The following is an 18,557-nucleotide window of genomic DNA, read 5'->3' on the forward strand; positions in this document are numbered from 1 at the left end:
CCGCCTCCCTCTCCTCCTGATCCGTCCGGACGCTTGGCCTGATGGCGTCTCGCCACTAGGTTAGCGTCGATGACCACCGCCACACCCCTTGCCTACAGCGCCGCGCGCCGCGCCTCGAGCGGCCGTGCCGTCGGCCTCTGGCTGCTCGGCTGCTGCGCCATGGTGTTGGCCATGGCGGTCATCGGCGCCATCACCCGGCTCACCGAATCGGGGCTTTCGATCATGGAGTGGGCGCCCATCAGCGGCGCCCTGCCGCCCCTCAGCCAGGCCGAGTGGCAGCGCCTCTTCGATCTCTACCGGCAGATCCCGGAGTACCGGGAGGTGAACGCCGGCATGTCTCTCGCCGAGTTCAAGACCATCTTCTGGTGGGAGTACATCCACCGTCTCTGGGGCCGCCTCATCGGCCTGGTCTTTGCCCTGCCGTTCCTCTGGTTCTGGATCACCGGGCGGCTGGACAAGCGCCTCACGAAGCTGCTGCTGATCGCTCTATTGCTCGGCGGTCTGCAGGGCCTGCTCGGCTGGTTCATGGTCGCCAGTGGCTTCGGCGAGCGCACCGACGTCAGCCAGTACCGTCTCGTCGCCCACCTCGCCCTGGCGCTGGTCATCTACGGCTATCTCTTCTGGCTGGCGCTGGGCCAGTTGCGGCCGCAACCGGTGACAACAGCCGATCCGGCAATCGCAGGACTGCGGCGGGCCGGCCTCGCCTTGCTGGCGCTCGTCGCCCTGACCATTCTCTCCGGCGGTTTCGTCGCCGGCCTCAACGCGGGTCTCGTCTACAACAGCTTTCCCCTGATGGACGGCGACCTGGTGCCGGCGGGCTATGGCATGCTGGCGCCCTGGTACCTGAACCTCTTCGAGAACCACGCCGCCGTGCAGTTCAATCACCGCCTGCTGGCGGTGGTCTCCGTGGGCTTTGCCCTCCTGGTCTGGCTTTGGTCGTTGCGCTGCATGCTGCCGCCGGCGGCACGCGGCGGCTTTGCCGTCCTGGCCCTCCTGGTGCTCTGTCAACTGGCGCTCGGCATCGTGACGCTGCTGCTGGTGGTGCCGGTCTGGGCCGCGGCGGCCCATCAAGCCGGCGCCATCCTGGTGCTGACGGCACTCATCTGGTGCCTCTACCACCTGCGCCCGCAAACTCAGGGCGGGGCGTCGTGACCGAAGCGCCGCAGCAGGGTTTGGAAATCCCAGAGGAGCCGCTGGCGGTCTCGGTGCTCACGGGCTTTCTCGGCAGCGGCAAGACGACGCTGCTGCGCCACCTGCTGGCGCATCCGGCGATGGACGAGACGGCGGTGATCGTCAACGAGTTCGGCGAGATCGGCCTCGACCACCTGCTGGTGGAACAGGCCACGGAAGACACCGTGCTGCTGAACAGCGGCTGCCTCTGCTGCACCGTGCGCGGCGATCTGGTGGCCGGCATGCGCGACCTCTTCAAACGGCGGGTGAACCGCGAGGTGCCGCCCTTCAAGCGTCTGGTCATCGAGACCACGGGCCTCGCCGATCCGGCGCCGATCCTGCAGACCCTGATGACCGATCCCCTGCTTTCCAGCCGCTTTCGCCTGGACGGGGTGATCACCACGGTCGACGCCGTCAACGGCGATGCGACCTTGGACCGGCAGCCGGAGTCGGTGAAGCAGGCGGCGGTCGCCGACCGCATCCTCTTGACCAAGAGCGATATCGCCGAGGCGGAGAGGCGCGGCGCCCTCGAGCAGCGCCTGAAGGGCCTGAACCCGGCGGCACCGATCTATGAGTCCGTCCAGGGCGTGATCGATCCAGGCCTGCTGTTCAACGCCGGGCTCTACGATCCGGAGAAGAAAAGCCCGGACGTGCGGGCCTGGCTGAAGGCCGAGGCCTATGATCACGACGGGCACCACCATCACGGTCATCATCACGACGTGAACCGCCACGACGAGTCGATCCGTGCCTTCTGCCTGAGCTACGACAAGCCGCTGGACTGGGACCGCTTCAATTCCTGGGTGGAGATGCTGATCACCCTCTACGGCGGCAACATTCTGCGCATCAAGGGCCTGCTGAACGTCGCCGGGGTGGAGCAGCCCATCGTGATCCACGGCGTGCAGCACGTCTTCCATCCGCCGGCGCGGCTGGAGGCCTGGCCCGACGAGTCGCGGGAGTCCCGCCTCGTCTTCATCGTCCGCGATCTGAAACCGGAGATGTTCGAGCACACCCTGAAGGCCTTCAACGAAGACTCCACGGCACCGCTGACGACAGAATAAACCTAGTTCGCCTCGTTCCACTTGCGGGCGAGGCGGGCGCTGCGCCGCGTGAAAGCGGTGAACCACTCCTCGAAGGCCCGCCGGTCGCCGCCGCGCCAGCCGTCGGTGAAGATCCGGGGTACGTCGTCCTCGCGGATCACCTTGACGGAAACGACGGCGGGATGGGCCGGATGGGAAGGCGTGGTGAAAAACAGGACCGTGCTTTCCGTCGCCAGTTCGACCCGCAGCAGGCTGCCGTCCTGGACCTTCATGCCGCCCTTCTCGCCGGTGGCATCTTTCAGCATCTTCTGAAATGCCTCTTCGCCGATGGGCGTCACCGAGCCCACCGTCGACGAGGCGGTCCCGCCGGAGCCTGCCTCGGCCGGCGCCACTGCAACCACCATCGCGGCCAGAAACAGCAATGCCTGGCCGAGCCTTCCCCTTCGCCCCATCACCGGAATTCCTTCCGTTCGAACTTAGTCGTATCGACTAGCACTGCGGTCCTTTAGGAAGGGTGAATACCCGGATCTTAACGATGGTCTGGTCACGCTGAACAGGACCTGCAAAACCCTAAGGCGAGACAACCACCACCAGGTCGTGGGGCTCTACGCGGCTGCCGGCGGCGGCCACCACCTCTCTGACACGACCGGCGGTCTCGGCGAAAACGGCGGCAACACCTTCTCCGCACCTCGACCTCACGCATATGGATCTTCTGAAAGGTAATTGAAAAAACAATACATTTACTCAACTTTTACGAGACATAGTCGAATAGGGTGTTGTAGGATTTCGAAGGCGAGGTCTGCTCAAAGAGTCCTTGCCGATTTCGAACACCAGACCTGGGGAGGTATCTATGTTTCATGGAGATATCGAACCGCATGTCGCTCGTGGACTTCAGATCCTGCGCGAGCGGATCGATGAAGAGGGTATACCGCCGTCGAAATTGGACGAGAGTCTCAACATCGCGACATGGAACATCCGAGATTTCGGGAAAGAAAAAAGTGGCAACCTACGCAGCGAAGCTGCAATTCACTACATCGCAGAGATCATGTATCAGTTCGACTTGATCGCTATCACAGAACTGCGCGACAACTTGTCCGATCTGCGCCGGGTGATGGATATTCTCGGACCCTACTGGCAGGTCGTTTTTTCCGACTTCAACTCCGATCGAGCTGGCAACCGCGAAAGGGTCGGCTACCTCTTCGACAAGCGTGCCGCCGTGTTCACAGGGCTTGCAGCCGAGGCCGAACCGCCCCGAAAGAAAAATCCAGAAACCGGAGACTATGAGTCAACCATCGAGTGGTGGCGTTCGCCCTATATGGCCTCGTTTCGGGCCGGTAACTTCGACTTCACGCTCTTGACCGCACACATCCGTTGGGGCAGCGGCGCGAGTGCACGGATCAAGCCGCTCAAGACCCTGGCAAAGTGGATCGACAAACGTCAGAGGGATCGGCACGTTTTCGACAAGGACATCCTCGTCATGGGCGACTTCAATATTCCAAAGGTCGACGACGACTTGTTCGACGCGATCACCTCAAAAGGCCTTGCCATTCCCCGCGGACTCCGAGGCACGGACCACGGATCAAATCTGGCTCGGACCAAGCACTACGACCAAATTCTCCATCATCCCCGGCACACCAATCTGGAGAATTCGGTTGGGGGCATCTTGGATTTCTATCGCGGCAATTGGCGTGACCTGTTCCCGCAGGCTCACTATCCGGATATGAGCAAGACCGACTTTACGTACCAGCTGTCGGATCATCTACCGCTGTGGATTCAGATCGACACCTGGACCGAAGATGAGGAACTGGATCAAATCCTGAATCCGCCGCCGGGAGGGGCCGGGTGATACTCTAGCCGCTTCGAAACCGGCCAATCAGAAACTTTCAACACGAACGCCCGCGCGTGCCGCCGTGTCCGAAAAAAAAGTCCGCAGTGGGTGAGCTGGGGTCTCTCAACTGCAATCCGCCGAAGTCGTCGGTCGTGTGGTTTCCGGCTTTGCGACAAAGGTTGGCGAGGCCATTCATGCACCGAGACCCTCAGGCCTCCGCCGATTCCACAACCACCACCAGGTCGTGGGGCTCGACCCGGCTGCCGGCGGCGGCCACCACCTCGCTGACGCGCCCGGCGGTCTCGGCGAAGACGGCGGTTTCCATCTTCATGGCCTCGATGGTGAACAGGCGGTCGCCGGCAGCGACCCGCTTGCCGACGTCGCAGATGTTGACGATCAGCCCGGGCATGGGCGCGCCGACCTGGCCGGGGTCGGACTCGTCGGCCTTGCGCCGCACCTTGCCGGAGGCCGCCAGGTGCTTGTCCAGCACCTTCACCGTGCGCGGCTGGCCGTTCAGTTCGAAGAAGACCGTGCGCTGGCCCTCCTCGTCGGCATCGCTGAGCGCCAGGTAGGAGATGATCAGGGTCTTGCCGCGTTCGATGTCCACGGCGATCTCCTGGCCGGGCTCCATGCCGTAGAAGTAGACCGGCGTCGGCAGCGCCGAGGTGTCGCCATAAGCACGGCGGTGCTTGGCGTAGTCGACGAAGACTTCGGGGTACATGAGGTAGGAGGATAGCTCCCGCTCGCCGATGTGACGCCGTGCCTTTTTCTCCGCCTCGGCCCGCAGCGCCGTCAGGTCGGCCGGCGGCAGGGAGGCGCCGCGCCGTTCGGTGAAGGGCTCCTCGCCCTTCAGCACCTTCTTCTGCAGCGCTTCCGGGAAGCCGCCATAGGGCTGACCCACCTCGCCGCGGAACAGAGCAATGACGGAGGCCGGGAAGGCGATGTCGCGCTTGGGGTCCTGCACCTCCGCCGGTGTCAGGCCGTTGGAGACCATGTAGAGCGCCATGTCACCCACCACCTTGGAGGTGGGGGTCACCTTGACGATATCGCCGAAGAGGGCGTTGACCTGGGCATAGGCCTTCTCCACCTCGCCCCACTTGCGCGCCAGGCCCAGGGCGCGGGCCTGTTCCTGCAGGTTGGTGAACTGGCCGCCGGGCATGCCGTGCTCGTAGACCGTGGAGGCGCCGGCGCGCATCTCGCTCTCGAAGCCGGCGTAGTAGCGCCTTGCCCCTTCCCAGTAGGTGTTGATCCGGCGCAGCGCCTCGCGGTCCAGGCCCGGATCGCGCGGGCTGTCGGCCAGGGCGGCGGCGATGGAGCCGAGGTTGGGCTGGGAGGTGAGGCCGCTCATGGCGTCCATGGCCGCATCGGCGGCGTCCACCCCCGCCTCCGCCGCCGCCAGCACCGAGGCCGCCGAGATGCCGGAGGTGTCGTGGGTGTGGAAGTGGATCGGCAGCCCGATCTCCTGCTTCAGGGTGGTGACCAGCAGGCGCGCCGCCGCCGGCTTGCAGAGTCCGCCCATGTCCTTGATGCCGAGGATGTGGGCGCCGGCGGCCTCCAGCTCCTTGGCGAGGCCGACGTAGTAGGCGAGGTCGTACTTCTCCTCCCTGGGGTTGCAGAGGTCGCCGGTGTAGCAGATCGTCGCCTCGCAGAGCAGGCCGGTCTCGCGGATGGCGTCGATGGAGACCCGCATGTTCTCGACCCAGTTCAGGGAGTCGAAGACGCGGAAGAGATCGACCCCGCAGTCGGCCGCCTGGGCCAGAAAGTGGCGCACCACATTGTCGGGATAGTTGGAGTAGCCAACACCGTTGGAGCCGCGGGTCAGCATCTGCAACAGCGTATTGGGCACCGCCTCACGCAGCGCCGCCAGCCGCTCCCAGGGGTCCTCCTTGAGGAACCGCAGGGCAACATCGAAGGTGGCCCCACCCCAGCATTCCAGCGAGAGGAGCTGCGGCAGCAGGCGCGCATAGGCGGGCGCGATGGCCACCAGGTCGTGAGAGCGCATGCGCGTGGCGAAGAGCGACTGATGGGCATCGCGCATGGTGGTGTCGGTGAGGAGGAGCCGCTCCTGCTCCAGCATCCACTTGGCAAAGTCCTCCGGCCCCAGGTCATTCAGGCGCTGCTTGCTGCCCGGCGGCGGATCTTTGGTGAGTTCCGCGGCGGGGAACTCCGGCAGGATCGCAGGGCTCATCGGGCCGGGGTCGGGCCGTTCCGCCACCTCGGGATTGCCGTTGACGATGACGTCGCCGATGAAGGTCAGCAGGCGGGTTGCGCGGTCGCGGCGGCGGTGGAAGTCGAAGAGCTCCGGCGTCGAATCGATGAAACGGGTCGTCGCCTCCCCGCTCTGGAACTTGGGGTGGGCGATCACCGCTTCCAGGAACCAGAGGTTGGTCGCCACGCCGCGGATGCGGAACTCGCGCAGCGCCCGGTCCATACGCGCCGTCGCTTCTTCGGCCGTCGAGCCCCAGGCCGTCACCTTCTCCAGCAGCGAGTCGTAGAACGGCGTGATCAGCGCGCCGGAATAGGCGGTGCCGCCGTCTAACCGGATACCGAAGCCGGTCGCCCCGCGATAGGCCGAGATGCGGCCGTAGTCCGGGATGAACTTGTTCAGCGGGTCCTCGGTGGTGATGCGGCACTGCAGGGCATGGCCGTCCAGGGAAAGCTGATGCTGCACCGGCACGCCGCTTTCCGGCTCGCCGATGCGCGCGCCGGCGGAAATGCGGATCTGCGCCTTCACCAGATCGACGCCGGTGACCTCCTCGGTCACCGTGTGCTCCACCTGGATGCGCGGGTTCACCTCGATGAAGTAGAGCGCGTCGGTTTCCGCATCCATCAGGAACTCGACGGTGCCCGCGCACTCATACTTGGCGGCGCGGGCAAGCCGCACCGCGGCATCGCAGAGTTCGGCCCGCTTGGCCTCGCTGAGATAGGGCGCCGGCGCGCGCTCGACGATCTTCTGGTTGCGCCGCTGCATGGAGCAGTCGCGCTCGAAGAGGTGGATCACGTTGCCGTGGGTGTCGCCGAGGATCTGCACCTCCACGTGGCGCGCCTGGCGCACCAGCTTTTCCAGGAAGATCTCGTCGTTGCCGAAGGCCGCCTTGGCCTCGCGCCGGCCGGCGGCCACCTGCTCACGGAGCTGATCGGCGCTCTCGACCACCCGCATACCGCGCCCGCCGCCGCCCCAGGAGGCCTTGGCCATGATGGGATAGCCGACGGCCTCGGCCAGCTTCGCGGCCTCGGCCTCGTCGCGGGGCAGGGCGCCGGTGGCCGGCATCACCGGGATACCCGCCTCCTCGGCCAACGCCCGGGCCTCCACCTTGCTGCCCAGGCGGCGCATCACGTCAGGCTTGGGGCCGATGAAGGTGATGCCGGCCTTGGCGCAGGCTTCGGCGAAGTCGGGGTTCTCGGAGAGAAAGCCGTAGCCCGGATGGATCGCGTCGACCCGGGCGTCGTGGGCGACCCGCAGGATGTCGTCGATGTCCAGATAGGCGGCCACCGGCTCCTTGCCCTTGCCCACCTGAAAGGCCTCGTCGGCCTTGAAGCGGTGCAGGGCGAAGCGGTCCTCGTGGGAGTAGATGGCGACCGTGCGGATGCCCAGTTCGTTGGCCGCGCGCAGCACGCGGATGGCGATCTCGCTGCGGTTGGCCACCAGCAGCTTGCGGAACGGCGGACGGGCGCCGCCGATGCGGGATGGACTCACGCGCTCTTTCCCCGATTGTCTCACGGAGCAGGGTCCGCCCCTGAAGGCCCCTGATCCGGGCGTGGCGAAGGTTCCGGTTTCGCGCCGCAGTATAGGCGCCGGCCCGGGGCGCCGCCACGGCCTTTAGGGAAGGCACAGGCCGGCTTCGGAACGACGAAAGCACAACGCGGGGAGAGCGGTCCTATTCCCGCCGTCGGTCCCACAGCAAAACCGCTGGCGCTTGCGGTGGAAAGACGGCAGCTTTCGCGCTTAGCATTCGGCCGACCGGTAGAAGGAGAGCAAAGATGGCGGGACCCAGCCTCCGGCCCTTTCTCGCCCTGGGCGTTCTTGCAATGATCTTCGTTTCAACAGCGCCGCCCGCCGCGGCATCGGACTGGCCGCAGGCCTCCCTGACGGAGGCCGGCTTCGCCGCGGACACTGGCGAGCGACTCGACCGCCTCTATGACAGCGGCGCGCTGCCCAACCTGCACGGCGTGGTCGTGGTGCGCCACGGCAAGCTGGTGCTCGAACGCTACTACGAGGGCGAGGACGAGGTCTGGGGCACGCCTCTTGGGACCGTGGCCTTCGGCCCGGAGGTGCTGCACGACCTGCGCTCGGTCTCCAAGAGCGTCGTCGGCCTGCTCTACGGCATCGCCCTGGCGGCGGGCGAGGTGCCGGCGGTCGATACACCCCTGGTGACGCTCTTCGACTATCCCGACCTCGCCGCCGACCCGGCGCGCCGGAAGATCACCGTGCAGCACGCGCTGACTATGACCCTGGGGCTCGACTGGGACGAATCCCTGCCCTACAGCGATCCGCGCAACAGCGAGATCGCCATGGAAATGTCGGGGGACCGCTACCGCTATATCCTGGAGCGGCCCATCGTCGCCGAGGCCGGCAGCCGCTGGACCTACAGCGGCGGTAGCACCGCGCTCCTGGCCCATCTGGTCAGCCAGGGCAGCGGCAAGCCCCTGATCGACTATGCGCGCGAGGCGCTGTTCACGCCCCTGGGCATCACCCAAAGCGCCTGGACCCCCGGCACCAACGGCGAGGCGGCCGCCGCCTCCGGCCTGCGGCTCACCGCTCGCGATCTCGCGCGCATCGGCCAGATGGTGCTGAACGGCGGGCGCTGGGACGGGCGCCAGGTGGTACCCGAAGCCTGGCTGGCCGACTCCTTCACCAAACACACCGCCTCGGAGGACGGTCTCTTCTACGGCTATCAGTGGTGGCTGGGGACCGGAAGCCGTGACGGCCGCGACTGGATCGCCGGCTTCGGCAACGGCGGCCAGCGGCTGGTGATCATCCCCCACCTCGACCTCGTGGCCGTGGTGCTGGCCGGCAACTACAACCAGCGCGACGCCTGGAAGATCTCCGTGCGCATCCTCACCGAGGCCATCTTCCCCTCGCTCCGCGTGCCTTAGGACGAATTGTTCGTCGAGGGCAACCGCTTCCACCGTCATCCCGGCCTTGAGCCGGGATCCATCGGCCTGCCCGCAGGAACCCATCCCGTGAAGTTCCGGTCCGCCTCTACCATGGACCCCGGATCACGTCCGGGGTGACGGTTTGGGAAGCGGTGGCAGTGATGAAAAAGGCTCCCGATTGGGAGCGCTTTGGGGTTGGAGCGGGTAGCGGGAATCGAACCCGCGCGTTCAGCTTGGGAAGCTGACAGGCTACCATTACATCATACCCGCGCTGGGTCAGAAGGTACGGATTCCGTGGGCCCAAGGCAAGGGAGGAAGGCCCGCGGTCTTTCCGGCCTGAGACCGCAAGATTCGGATGTATCGCGGCCACGCGGGAGGGCTATGAGTACGGCCTGAGCGAGGAGACGAGCCATGGCCGATGCCGCTGTTCTGGATGGAATACTGGATGTTCAAGGGCCCCTGGATGATGCGAGGTGGGCGGCGGTTCTGCGGCGCGATGCCGCCATGGACGGGCGCTTCGTCTATGGCGTGGAGACCACTGGGATCTACTGCCGGCCGAGTTGCCCCTCCGGCCCGGCAAAGCGGCACAATGTGCGATTTTTCCCGGACAACGCGGCGGCCGAGGCGGCGGGCTTTCGCACCTGCAAGCGCTGCCGGCCCGATGGGGTCGTGGTGACGGCGCCGGCCCGCAGCGGGATCGCAGAGCGGGTCGCCGCCTGCGACTGGCCGCGCATCGAGGCGGAACTGGACGAACTCGGCGTCGGCCGCCTCGGCCCGCTGCTGACGCCGGAGGACTGCGCCGCCCTCACTGCGCTCTATGGCCGGGAGGAGCCCTTCCGCAGCCGGGTGGTCATGGCGCGCCACGGCTTCGGGCGCGGCGAGTACAAGTACTTCACCTATCCCCTGCCGGCGGTCATCGCCGCGCTGCGCGAGGCCGTCTATCCCCGGGCGGCGCGGGTCGCCAACCGTTGGCGCGGGCGATTGGGGCAGCCGCCGGCCTTCCCCGAGGACCATAAGACCTATCTGAAGCGCTGCCACGCCGCCGGGCAGACACGGCCGACGCCGTTGCTGCTGCGCTACGGGGCCGGCGACTACAACTGCCTGCACCAGGATCTTTACGGCGCCGAGGTCTTTCCGCTGCAGCTCGTGGTCCTGCTCAGCGAACCCGGGCGCGATTTCGAGGGCGGCGAGTTCGTGCTCACCGAACAGCGCCCGCGCATGCAGTCCCGCGCCGAGGTGGTGCCGCTGCGCCAGGGCGAGGCGGCGCTCTTCGCCGTCAGCGAGCGCCCGCGCGCAGGCAAACGCGGCTACCACCGGGTGAAGCTGCGCCACGGGGTCAGCCGCATCCGCGCCGGCCAGCGCTTCGCCGCCGGCGTCATCTTCCACGACGCGCAGTGATACCCTGCAGATTGGTAGCCCGGCCCGCGTAACCGCTCACGAGATGCGGCCATCCAATAAAAGCCCTGTGATCATCGACCCCTGACGGATGACAGGGCCCAGGCGCGCCTGTAGGCTGCCCCCGACCTATGCCAGAGACCCCGAAGGCCCGATCCTTTCCCCGGGCCGCCGTCCTGGCGGGAGCAGCCGGCCGGCGGCGCCAGATGCCGCCTCGCGGGGCTGCTGGACCCTGAAGACCCGACACTGATGAAACACGGGAGATCCACGCCTATGCGCCGCCGTATCGCGCTCCTGCCGCTCCTGGCCGCCTGCCTCTCCACCCTCTTGACCGGCACCCTGGGGGGCGCACAGCGCGAGGCCGCGGCAGCGGAAACCCGCGCCTGGCCCGAGATCGTCGAGGCCGCCAAGGGCCAGACCGTCTACTGGAACGCCTGGGGCGGCGACGAGCGCATCAACGCCTACATCGCCTGGGTGGGCGAACGGGTCTGGGACGACTACGGCATCATGGTCCGCCACGTAAAGCTGGCGGACACCGCCGATGCGGTCTCCCGCGTGCTGGCCGAGCGCGCCGCCGGCAAGACCGAGGGCGGCTCCGTCGACCTCATCTGGATCAACGGCGAGAACTTCGCCACCATGAAGGACAACGGCCTGCTCTATGGCCCCTTCACCGAGGCGCTGCCCAACTTCGCGCTGGTCGACTTCGCCGACAAGCCCACCACCCTGGTGGACTTCACCGTGCCCACCGACGGCCTGGAAGCGCCCTGGGGCATGGCCAAGCTGAACTTCATCTACGACTCCGCCCGGGTCGCCGAGACACCCGGCTCGATCCCGGCGCTGCTGGACTGGGCCAAGGCCAATCCCGGCCGCTTCACCTACCCCACCCCACCGGACTTCCTCGGCACCACCTTCCTGAAGCAGGTGCTCATCGAGCTGGCACCCGATCCTGCCTTTCTGCAGCAGCCGGTGGCCGACGACGCCCAGGTGGAACAGGTCGCCCGGCCGCTTTGGGAATACCTGGACGCCCTGCACCCGCACCTCTGGCGCGGCGGCAAGACCTTCCCCGCCAGCGGCCCGGCCCAGCGCCAGTTGCTGGACGACGGCGAGGTGGACTTCGCCCTCTCCTTCTATCCCTCCGAGGCCTCCTCGGCGATCGCCAACGGCCTCTTGCCCGAAACCGCGCGCACCTTCGTGCTGGACGAGGGCACCATCGGCAACACCCACTTCGTCGCCATCCCCTTCAACGCCAGCGCCGCCGCCGGCGCCCTGGTGGTGGCCAACTTCCTGATGGGCCCGGAGGCCCAGGCGCAGAAGCAGAACCCGGAGGTCTGGGGCGACGACACGGTGCTGGCCATGGCCAAGCTGGCGCCGGCCGACCGCAAGCGCTTCGAGGACCTGCCCATCGGCGTTGCCACCCTGGCGCCGGAGGCCCTGGGGCCCACCCTGCTGGAACCGCACCCCTCCTGGATGACCCGCATCGAAGCCGAATGGCAGCGCCGCTACGCGCGCTAGCTCTGTCCGGCAGATTGCGGACAGAGTTTGTCCGGCACATAGAGAATGCATCCCGTATTCACCCCCCTCCCGACCTCCCCCCATCAAGGGGGGAGGGGATTCTTTTTTGGTACCCTCGAAGAAGCTCTCTTGGTTGTCTCGGCGGATGAAGGCACCCCTCTTACCCCCTCTCCCTTGATGGGAGAGGGCCGGGGTGGGGGTGAAACACCGCATCCACCGGCAAGACAAGCGCCATGACCCGCCGCGATCTGCTGGCCTATCTGCCGGGGTTGACGCTGCTGTTGTTCCTGGCGCCGGTGGCGGCGGGGCTGATCGGGACCTGGCTGCCGGCCTTCGGCTACTTTCCGGCGCTGGAGGGACACGGCTTCAGCCTGCTGCCCTGGCAGATGCTGTTGGCCCATCCGGGGCTGCCCGAGTCCCTGCGCCTGACCTTGCTGTCCGGCTTCCTGGCGACCCTGACGTCGTTCCTGCTGACCATCGTCTTCCTCGCCGCCTGTCACGGCGGGCGCATCATTCTGGCGATCCGCGGGCTGATGGCGCCGCTCCTGGCGGTGCCCCATGCCGCCATGGCCCTGGGCCTCGCCTTTTTGATCGCGCCCAGCGGCTGGCTGGTGCGCCTCGTCTCGCCCTGGGCCACCGGCTGGGATCTGCCGCCCGATGTGGCGAGCCTGCCGGACCCCAACGGCCTCGCCCTCACCCTGGGCCTGGTGATGAAGGAACTGCCCTTCCTCCTGCTCATGACCCTCTCGGCGCTGGAGCACAGCCGGGCCGACGAGCGCCTGGCCATCGCCCGCTCCCTCGGCTACGGGCCGGTGATGGCCTGGATGAAGACGGTGCTGCCGGCGGTCTACCGCCAGATCCGCCTGCCGATCTATGCCGTGCTTGCCTATTCGCTCTCGGTGGTCGACATGGCGATGATCCTGGCGCCGCTGTCGCCGCCGCCCCTGGCGGTGCAGGTCTTCCGCTGGTTCAACGATCCGGACCTCACCATGCGCTTCGTCGCCGCCGCCGGCGCGGTGCTGCAGCTTCTCGTGGTGGTCGCCGCCATCGCCCTCTGGCGCCTCGGGGAAATCCTGGCCGCCCGCCTCGGCCGGGCCTGGATCGCCGGCGGGCGCCGCGGCGGCAAGGGCAGGGCCCTGCGCGTTCTTGTCAAGGCCGCGATCCAGACCCTGGTGGTGCTGGCGGCCGCCGGCCTGCTGGCCATGGCCCTCTGGTCGGTGACCCGGCGCTGGCGCTATCCCGACGCCCTGCCGTCCTCCCTCAGCCTCGATATCTGGTCGCGCCTTGGAAACGATATCGTCTGGACCACAGGCACGACCCTGATCAGCGGACTGGCCGCCGCCTTCATCGCCCTGGCCCTGGTGCTCGGCTGCCTGGAGAACGAACAGCGCCGCGGGCTGACGATCTCCACCCGGGCCCTCTGGCTGCTCTATGCGCCGCTCCTGGTGCCCCAGGTGGCCTTTCTCTTCGGCAGCCAGGTGCTGTCCATCCAGATCGGCATCGACGCCACCTGGATCGCCCTGGTGTGGAGCCACCTGCTGTTCGTCCTGCCCTATGTCTTCCTCTCGCTGGAGGATTCCTACCGCGCGCTGGACGAACGCTACAGCCGCACCGCGCTCTGCCTGGGCGCCAGCCCCAACCGGGTGTTTTGGCGGGTCAAGCTGCCGATGCTGCTGCGCCCGGTACTCTTCGCCACCGCTGTCGGTTTCGCGGTCAGTGTGACACAGTACCTGCCGACCCTGTTTGCCGGCGGCGGCCGTTTCGTCACCCTGACCACCGAAGCCGTGAGCCTGTCCGCCGGAGGAGACCGCCGCGTCATGGGCGTCTTTGCTTTCCTGCAGGCGGCACTGCCGCTTGCCGCCTTCGCCGCCGCCCTGGCCCTGCCCAAGCGCCTGGCGCGCAGCCGCGCGCTGCGGGAGCAGCGCGCGTGACCCCGGAGCGACACGCATGACAGTGGTTTCGGTCGCCAAGGAGCACGGCCTGGTGCTGCGCCAGGTGGAACTGGCCCACGGCGGCCAGCGCCTGCTCGGCCCCCTCAGCCTCACCGTCGCCCCGGGGGAGGTGGTCACGGTGATGGGGCCCAGCGGCTGCGGCAAGTCGAGCCTGCTGGCCTTCGTCTGCGGCACCCTCGACCCGGCGCTGGAGGGTTCCGGGCGCATCCTTCTGAACGGCGAGGACATCAGCCGGCGCCTCCCCGAAGAGCGCCATGTCGGCATCCTGTTTCAGGACGACCTGCTGTTTCCCCACCTCTCGGTCGCCGGCAACCTCGCCTTTGGCCTGCCGCCGCAGATCCGCGACCGCAGGGCGCGGCGTGCGCGCATCGAGGAGGCCCTGGCCGAAGCCGACATGGCGGAGTTCTACGACCGCGATCCGGCCACGCTCTCCGGCGGCCAGCGCGCCCGGGTCGCCCTGCTGCGCACCCTATTGTCGGAGCCCTGCGCCCTGCTGCTGGACGAACCCTTCGCCAAGCTGGACGTGGCGTTGCGCGCACGCTTCCGCAGTTTCGTCTTCGATCACGCCCGGGCCCAGGCGCTGCCGACCCTTCTGGTCACCCACGATCCCCAGGACGCCCTGGACGCCGGCGGACCGGTCTTGGAAATCGACGCGGCCGGCAAGGTTTGCGCCGGCACTGACCGGCCCCTGGAACAGCGCGGGCCGGAGCCGCGCCGCACCACAGAATAAGACCTTACCCGCCCGCTCCCATGCTCTAAGATCGGCCGCTGCAGGGGCGCAGACCGGGGCCGTTAAAGTAGACTTTCCTGAAGCAAGAAACTTTCACATGTGATGTGCCCTCCGGAATGCCTACTGTGGTGGGCACAGGGGTGAGCCGAAGGCTCGATCACAGGGAGGCGTGGGGACGATGCTGCATAGAATTCTGATTCCTTTGACGGCCGCGGCCGCCGTGGGCGGCTGCGCGCTGGGCTATGACACCGACCGTCTGCGCCAGACGGAGACCGGCGGCGCCTCCTTCACCCAGAGCCTGGCCCGCGAATACCGCGACCTCAGCGTTTTCGAGGCCGACGAGATGGTCGATTGGGAGTCCGCCGACTACTTCGCCGGCAAGGGCTTGGCGGCCGCCGCGGGCAACGCGGTGCCGCCGGAACCCGTCGGCGAACGCCGGCTATCGGATGCCCAGGCCGGCGAGCTCGCGAGCGCGCGCGGCCGCCTCGTCGCCTTGCTGGACGCCAACGCCCGGACCAAGGCGCCGGAGGACGCGGCCATCGCCCAGGCGCGCTTCGACTGCTGGATCGAACAACAGGAAGAGGGCCATCAGTCCGAAGACATCGCCCGCTGCCGGGACGAGTTCTTTGGCGCCCTTGAGCGCCTGGACAGCATCATGGCAGCGGCACCCGCACCCGCCGCCGAGCCGGCCCCGCAGGCGGCTGCCGCGCCGCCGCCGTCGGTCCGGCCGCAGGCCTACGTCCTGTTCTTCGACTTCGACAGCGAAGAGATCACCGCCGAGGCCATAGCGGTCATCGACGAGGCGCTGGCCGCCGCCCGCGCCGCCGGCTTCACCGAATTCTCGGTCACGGGACACGCCGACCGCGCCGGCGCGGCGGACTATAACCTCGCGCTTTCGCTGCGCCGCGCGGACGCCGTTCGGGCGGCCATGGCAGCCCGCGGTGCGGATCCGGACGGCATCTTTGTGGCCGGCCGCGGCGAGGCCGAACCGGCCATGCCCACCGCCGACGGCGTGCGCGATCAGGCCAACCGCAGGGTGGAAATTATTCCCCAATAACAACGCTTTATCCTCGATTGGGACCGGTGCCGCCAGGGCGAGTCTGCGGCCCTTTCCTTGTCGGCCCATCAAGGCGTAGACTGCGGGGGATCAGATGCGGTCGGGCGAGAAGGGACCCTCAGCACGATGTACAGCGCGACCACCGAATCCATCAACGTCACCGTCAAGCCGATCTATCTGGACGACCAATCCTCCCCCACCGAAAGCCACTATGTCTGGGCCTATCAGGTCACCATCGAGAATACCGGCTTCGAGACCGTGCAGCTCCTGAACCGCTACTGGCGGATCACCGATTCCATGGGCCGGGTCCAGGAAGTGCGGGGCGCAGGCGTGGTCGGCGAACAGCCGACCCTGGAACCGGGGGAGAGCTTCGAATACACCAGCGGCACGCCGCTGACGACGCCCTCGGGCATCATGGTGGGCAGCTACGAGATGGAAAGCGCCAACGGCCGCCGCTTCGACGTTGAGATCCCGGCCTTTTCGCTGGACAGTCCCCACCAGCCCGTGCAACTCAACTGAGACATGATCCAACTCGCCTGTTATTGCCGCTGCGCGGGGGCGGGACCGTCCGGGGGGAGGCGGGGCGCTTGACCAACCGTCCGAACATCCGGCCGATCGCGGCCCACCAGCGGCCCAGCCGCCAACAAACCCTGGAGGCCGTGGAAACGCTGATCCGCTGGGCCGGCGACGATCCCGCCAGGGAGGGCCTGATCGGCACGCCGGAGCGCGTGGTCAAGTCCTACGAAGAGTTCTTCGCCGGCTATCGCATCGATCCCATGGAGTTGCTGGAGCGCACCTTCGAGGAGGTCGAGGGCTACGACGAGATGGTGCTGCTGCGCGACATACGCTTCGAATCCCACTGTGAACACCACATGGCGCCGATCATCGGCCGGGCCCATGTCGGCTATCTTCCCAAGAACCGGGTCGTCGGCATCTCCAAGCTGGCGCGGGTGGTGGAGGCCTATGCCCACCGTCTGCAGATCCAGGAGAAGATGACCGCGCAGATCGCCAACACGATCCAAGAGGTCCTGAAGCCGAAAGGCGTTGCCGTGGTGATCGAGGCGACCCACCAGTGCATGACCACCCGCGGCGTCCACAAGCCGGGAACCACCATGGTCACCAGCCGCATGCTGGGCCTGTTCCGCAGCAACGCCTCGACCCGGCGCGAGTTCCTCGCCCTCACCGGCCATCCCACCCAGGGCAGCGGCGCCCACTAAGTCGCGGTCGTCTCGAGGCATGGTTCATCCGGTTCACACATCCCTGTCATTGCGCGCAAGAGAGGGGCGCACAGGAATGGCGCTGTCCGCATCGGCGGAAGGTCGGCGGCGATGATCGAACTGCGGCCGGTCATCTTCGTCATCGGGATCCTGATCAGCGTCCTGGCCATCGCCATGATCATCCCGGCCGTCGTCGATGCCGCAGTGGGGCATCCCGACTGGCTGGTCTTCTCCAAGGCCGCGGCGGTGACCCTCTTCACCGGCGTCTCGATGATGCTGACCACCCGCTCGCGCCTCGGCAACTTCTCCCTGCGCCAGGCCTTCGTCATGACCAATCTGGCGTGGTTCGTCATCGCCGCCTTCGGCGCCCTGCCCTTCACCTTCTCGGAGCTGGAGCTGAGCGTCACCGATGCCTTCTTCGAGTCCATGTCCGGCGTCACCACCACCGGCGCCACGGTCATCGTCGGCCTCGACTTCGCGCCGCCCGGCATCCTGCTGTGGCGGGCGATCCTGCAGTGGCTGGGCGGCGTCGGCATCATCGTCATGGCCGTCGCCATCCTGCCGGTCCTGCAGGTCGGCGGCATGCAGATGTTCCGGGTCGAGGCCTTCGACACCGACAAGGTGCTGCCACGCGCCGCCCAGATCGCCGGCGGGATCTCCATCATCTATGTCTTCCTGACCGGCGTGGCGGCGATCCTGCTCTGGTCGGTGGGCATGTCCGCCTTCGACGCCGTCGCCCATGCCATGACCTCCATCGCCACCGGCGGTTTTTCCACCTACGACGCCTCGGTCGGGCACTTCGCCAACCCCGCCGTCGACTGGACCATGTCGGTGGTCATGGTGCTGGGCTCGATCCCCTTCGTGCTCTACCTGCGGGTCATCCGCGGCGACCTGCGCCCCGTTTTCGCCGATGCGCAGGTGCGCTGGTTCCTCTGCATCCTGGCGGTGGCCATCGTGCTGGTGGCGATCTGGCTGTTGAGCGGCGCCATGATGGAGCCGCTGGACGCCCTGCGCTATTCGACCTTCAACGTCATCTCGGTGATGACCGGCAGCGGCTTTTCCACCGCCGACTACAACGCCTGGGGCAGCTTCGTCGTCTCGGTGATGTTCATCCTGATGTTCGTCGGCGGCTGCGCCGGCTCCACAACCTGCGGGGTCAAGATCTTCCGCCTGCAGGTGCTCTACTCCACCGCCAACGCCCAGCTCCGCCGGCTGATGCAGCCCAACGGCGTGTTCTTCGCCTACTACAACAAGAAGCCGATTCCCGAGGCCGTGGCCGCCTCGGTGATGTCGTTCTTCTTTCTCTTCGTCACCTGCTTTGCGCTGCTGGCCATCGGGCTCGGCATGACGGGGCTGGACTTCGTCACCGCCGTCTCCGGCGCCGCCTCGGCCATCGCCAACGTCGGCCCCGGCCTGGGCGACGTCATCGGCCCGGCGGGCAACTACGCCACCCTGCCGGACAGCGCCAAGCTGCTGCTCTGCGTGGGGATGCTCCTGGGCCGGCTCGAGCTCTTCACGGTGCTGATCCTGCTGGCGCCGGCCTTCTGGCGCGGCTGAGGAGA

At 67.3% G+C, this 18,557-nt stretch carries 14 protein-coding genes and 1 tRNA gene; 12 read left to right on the top strand and 3 right to left on the bottom strand.

Going from position 1 to position 18,557, the window contains the following annotated elements; all coding sequences use genetic code 11:
• Window positions 1–69: 69 nt before the first annotated feature.
• Window positions 70–1,152, top strand: coding sequence for a COX15/CtaA family protein (locus tag Q0996_RS19260; RefSeq protein ID WP_299623535.1), 1,083 nt, complete (start codon window positions 70–72; stop codon window positions 1,150–1,152).
• Window positions 1,149–2,228: a GTP-binding protein gene (locus Q0996_RS19265; RefSeq protein WP_299623538.1), complete on the top strand. Its 1,080-nt coding sequence runs from the start codon at window positions 1,149–1,151 to the stop codon at window positions 2,226–2,228. Before Q0996_RS19260 ends, Q0996_RS19265 begins: the two co-directional genes overlap by 4 nt.
• Window positions 2,229–2,230: 2 nt before the next feature.
• Here Q0996_RS19265 and Q0996_RS19270 read toward each other — a convergent pair whose 3' ends face one another.
• Window positions 2,231–2,659 (bottom strand): hypothetical protein, encoded by a 429-nt coding sequence (locus Q0996_RS19270; protein ID WP_299623541.1) that lies wholly within the window; start codon window positions 2,657–2,659, stop codon window positions 2,231–2,233.
• Window positions 2,660–3,057: 398 nt separating this feature from the next.
• On the opposite strand from Q0996_RS19270, the gene Q0996_RS19275 reads away from it, so the two are divergent.
• Window positions 3,058–4,053: an endonuclease/exonuclease/phosphatase family protein gene (locus Q0996_RS19275; RefSeq protein ID WP_299623544.1), complete on the top strand. Its 996-nt coding sequence runs from the start codon at window positions 3,058–3,060 to the stop codon at window positions 4,051–4,053.
• Window positions 4,054–4,243: 190 nt separating this feature from the next.
• On the opposite strand, the gene Q0996_RS19280 is transcribed toward Q0996_RS19275, so the two are convergent.
• On the bottom strand, window positions 4,244–7,732 hold the full coding sequence (locus Q0996_RS19280) for a pyruvate carboxylase (protein ID WP_299623547.1): 3,489 nt from the start codon (window positions 7,730–7,732) through the stop codon (window positions 4,244–4,246).
• Window positions 7,733–8,016: 284 nt separating this feature from the next.
• Between Q0996_RS19280 and Q0996_RS19285 the strand changes: the two genes are divergently transcribed.
• Entirely contained in the window at window positions 8,017–9,132 is a 1,116-nt protein-coding gene (locus Q0996_RS19285) for a serine hydrolase (protein WP_299623550.1), read from the top strand.
• A 196-nt stretch (window positions 9,133–9,328) separates the two neighbouring features.
• Here Q0996_RS19285 and Q0996_RS19290 read toward each other — a convergent pair.
• Window positions 9,329–9,402 (bottom strand) — tRNA-Gly (locus tag Q0996_RS19290).
• A gap of 141 nt (window positions 9,403–9,543) precedes the next feature.
• Here Q0996_RS19290 and Q0996_RS19295 point away from each other — a divergent pair.
• From Q0996_RS19295 to Q0996_RS19330, 8 genes are all read left to right on the top strand, one after another.
• Window positions 9,544–10,530, top strand: coding sequence for a 2OG-Fe(II) oxygenase (locus Q0996_RS19295; RefSeq protein ID WP_299623553.1), 987 nt, complete (start codon window positions 9,544–9,546; stop codon window positions 10,528–10,530).
• A gap of 270 nt (window positions 10,531–10,800) precedes the next feature.
• Window positions 10,801–12,039, top strand: a complete 1,239-nt coding sequence (locus tag Q0996_RS19300; protein ID WP_299623556.1) for an ABC transporter substrate-binding protein — start codon at window positions 10,801–10,803, stop codon at window positions 12,037–12,039.
• Window positions 12,040–12,272: 233 nt separating this feature from the next.
• Complete coding sequence (locus Q0996_RS19305; RefSeq protein WP_299623559.1) at window positions 12,273–13,970, top strand: ABC transporter permease; 1,698 nt, start codon at window positions 12,273–12,275, stop codon at window positions 13,968–13,970.
• 16 nt (window positions 13,971–13,986) lie between these two features.
• Window positions 13,987–14,721 (top strand): ATP-binding cassette domain-containing protein, encoded by a 735-nt coding sequence (locus tag Q0996_RS19310; protein ID WP_299623562.1) that lies wholly within the window; start codon window positions 13,987–13,989, stop codon window positions 14,719–14,721.
• A 178-nt stretch (window positions 14,722–14,899) separates the two neighbouring features.
• Window positions 14,900–15,778, top strand: a complete 879-nt coding sequence (locus Q0996_RS19315; protein ID WP_299623565.1) for an OmpA family protein — start codon at window positions 14,900–14,902, stop codon at window positions 15,776–15,778.
• A gap of 126 nt (window positions 15,779–15,904) precedes the next feature.
• Window positions 15,905–16,297, top strand: coding sequence for a Co2+/Mg2+ efflux protein ApaG (gene apaG / locus Q0996_RS19320; protein WP_299623569.1), 393 nt, complete (start codon window positions 15,905–15,907; stop codon window positions 16,295–16,297).
• A 68-nt stretch (window positions 16,298–16,365) separates the two neighbouring features.
• Window positions 16,366–16,995 carry a GTP cyclohydrolase I FolE gene (gene folE / locus Q0996_RS19325; protein WP_322096755.1) on the top strand — a complete coding sequence of 210 codons (630 nt, stop codon included), beginning with the start codon at window positions 16,366–16,368 and terminating at the stop codon, window positions 16,993–16,995.
• A gap of 111 nt (window positions 16,996–17,106) precedes the next feature.
• Entirely contained in the window at window positions 17,107–18,552 is a 1,446-nt protein-coding gene (locus Q0996_RS19330; protein WP_299623572.1) for a TrkH family potassium uptake protein, read from the top strand.
• Window positions 18,553–18,557 lie beyond the last annotated feature (5 nt).

It is taken from the genome of Pelagibius sp., from assembly GCF_028289705.1.
Lineage (GTDB): Bacteria > Pseudomonadota > Alphaproteobacteria > Kiloniellales > Kiloniellaceae > Pelagibius.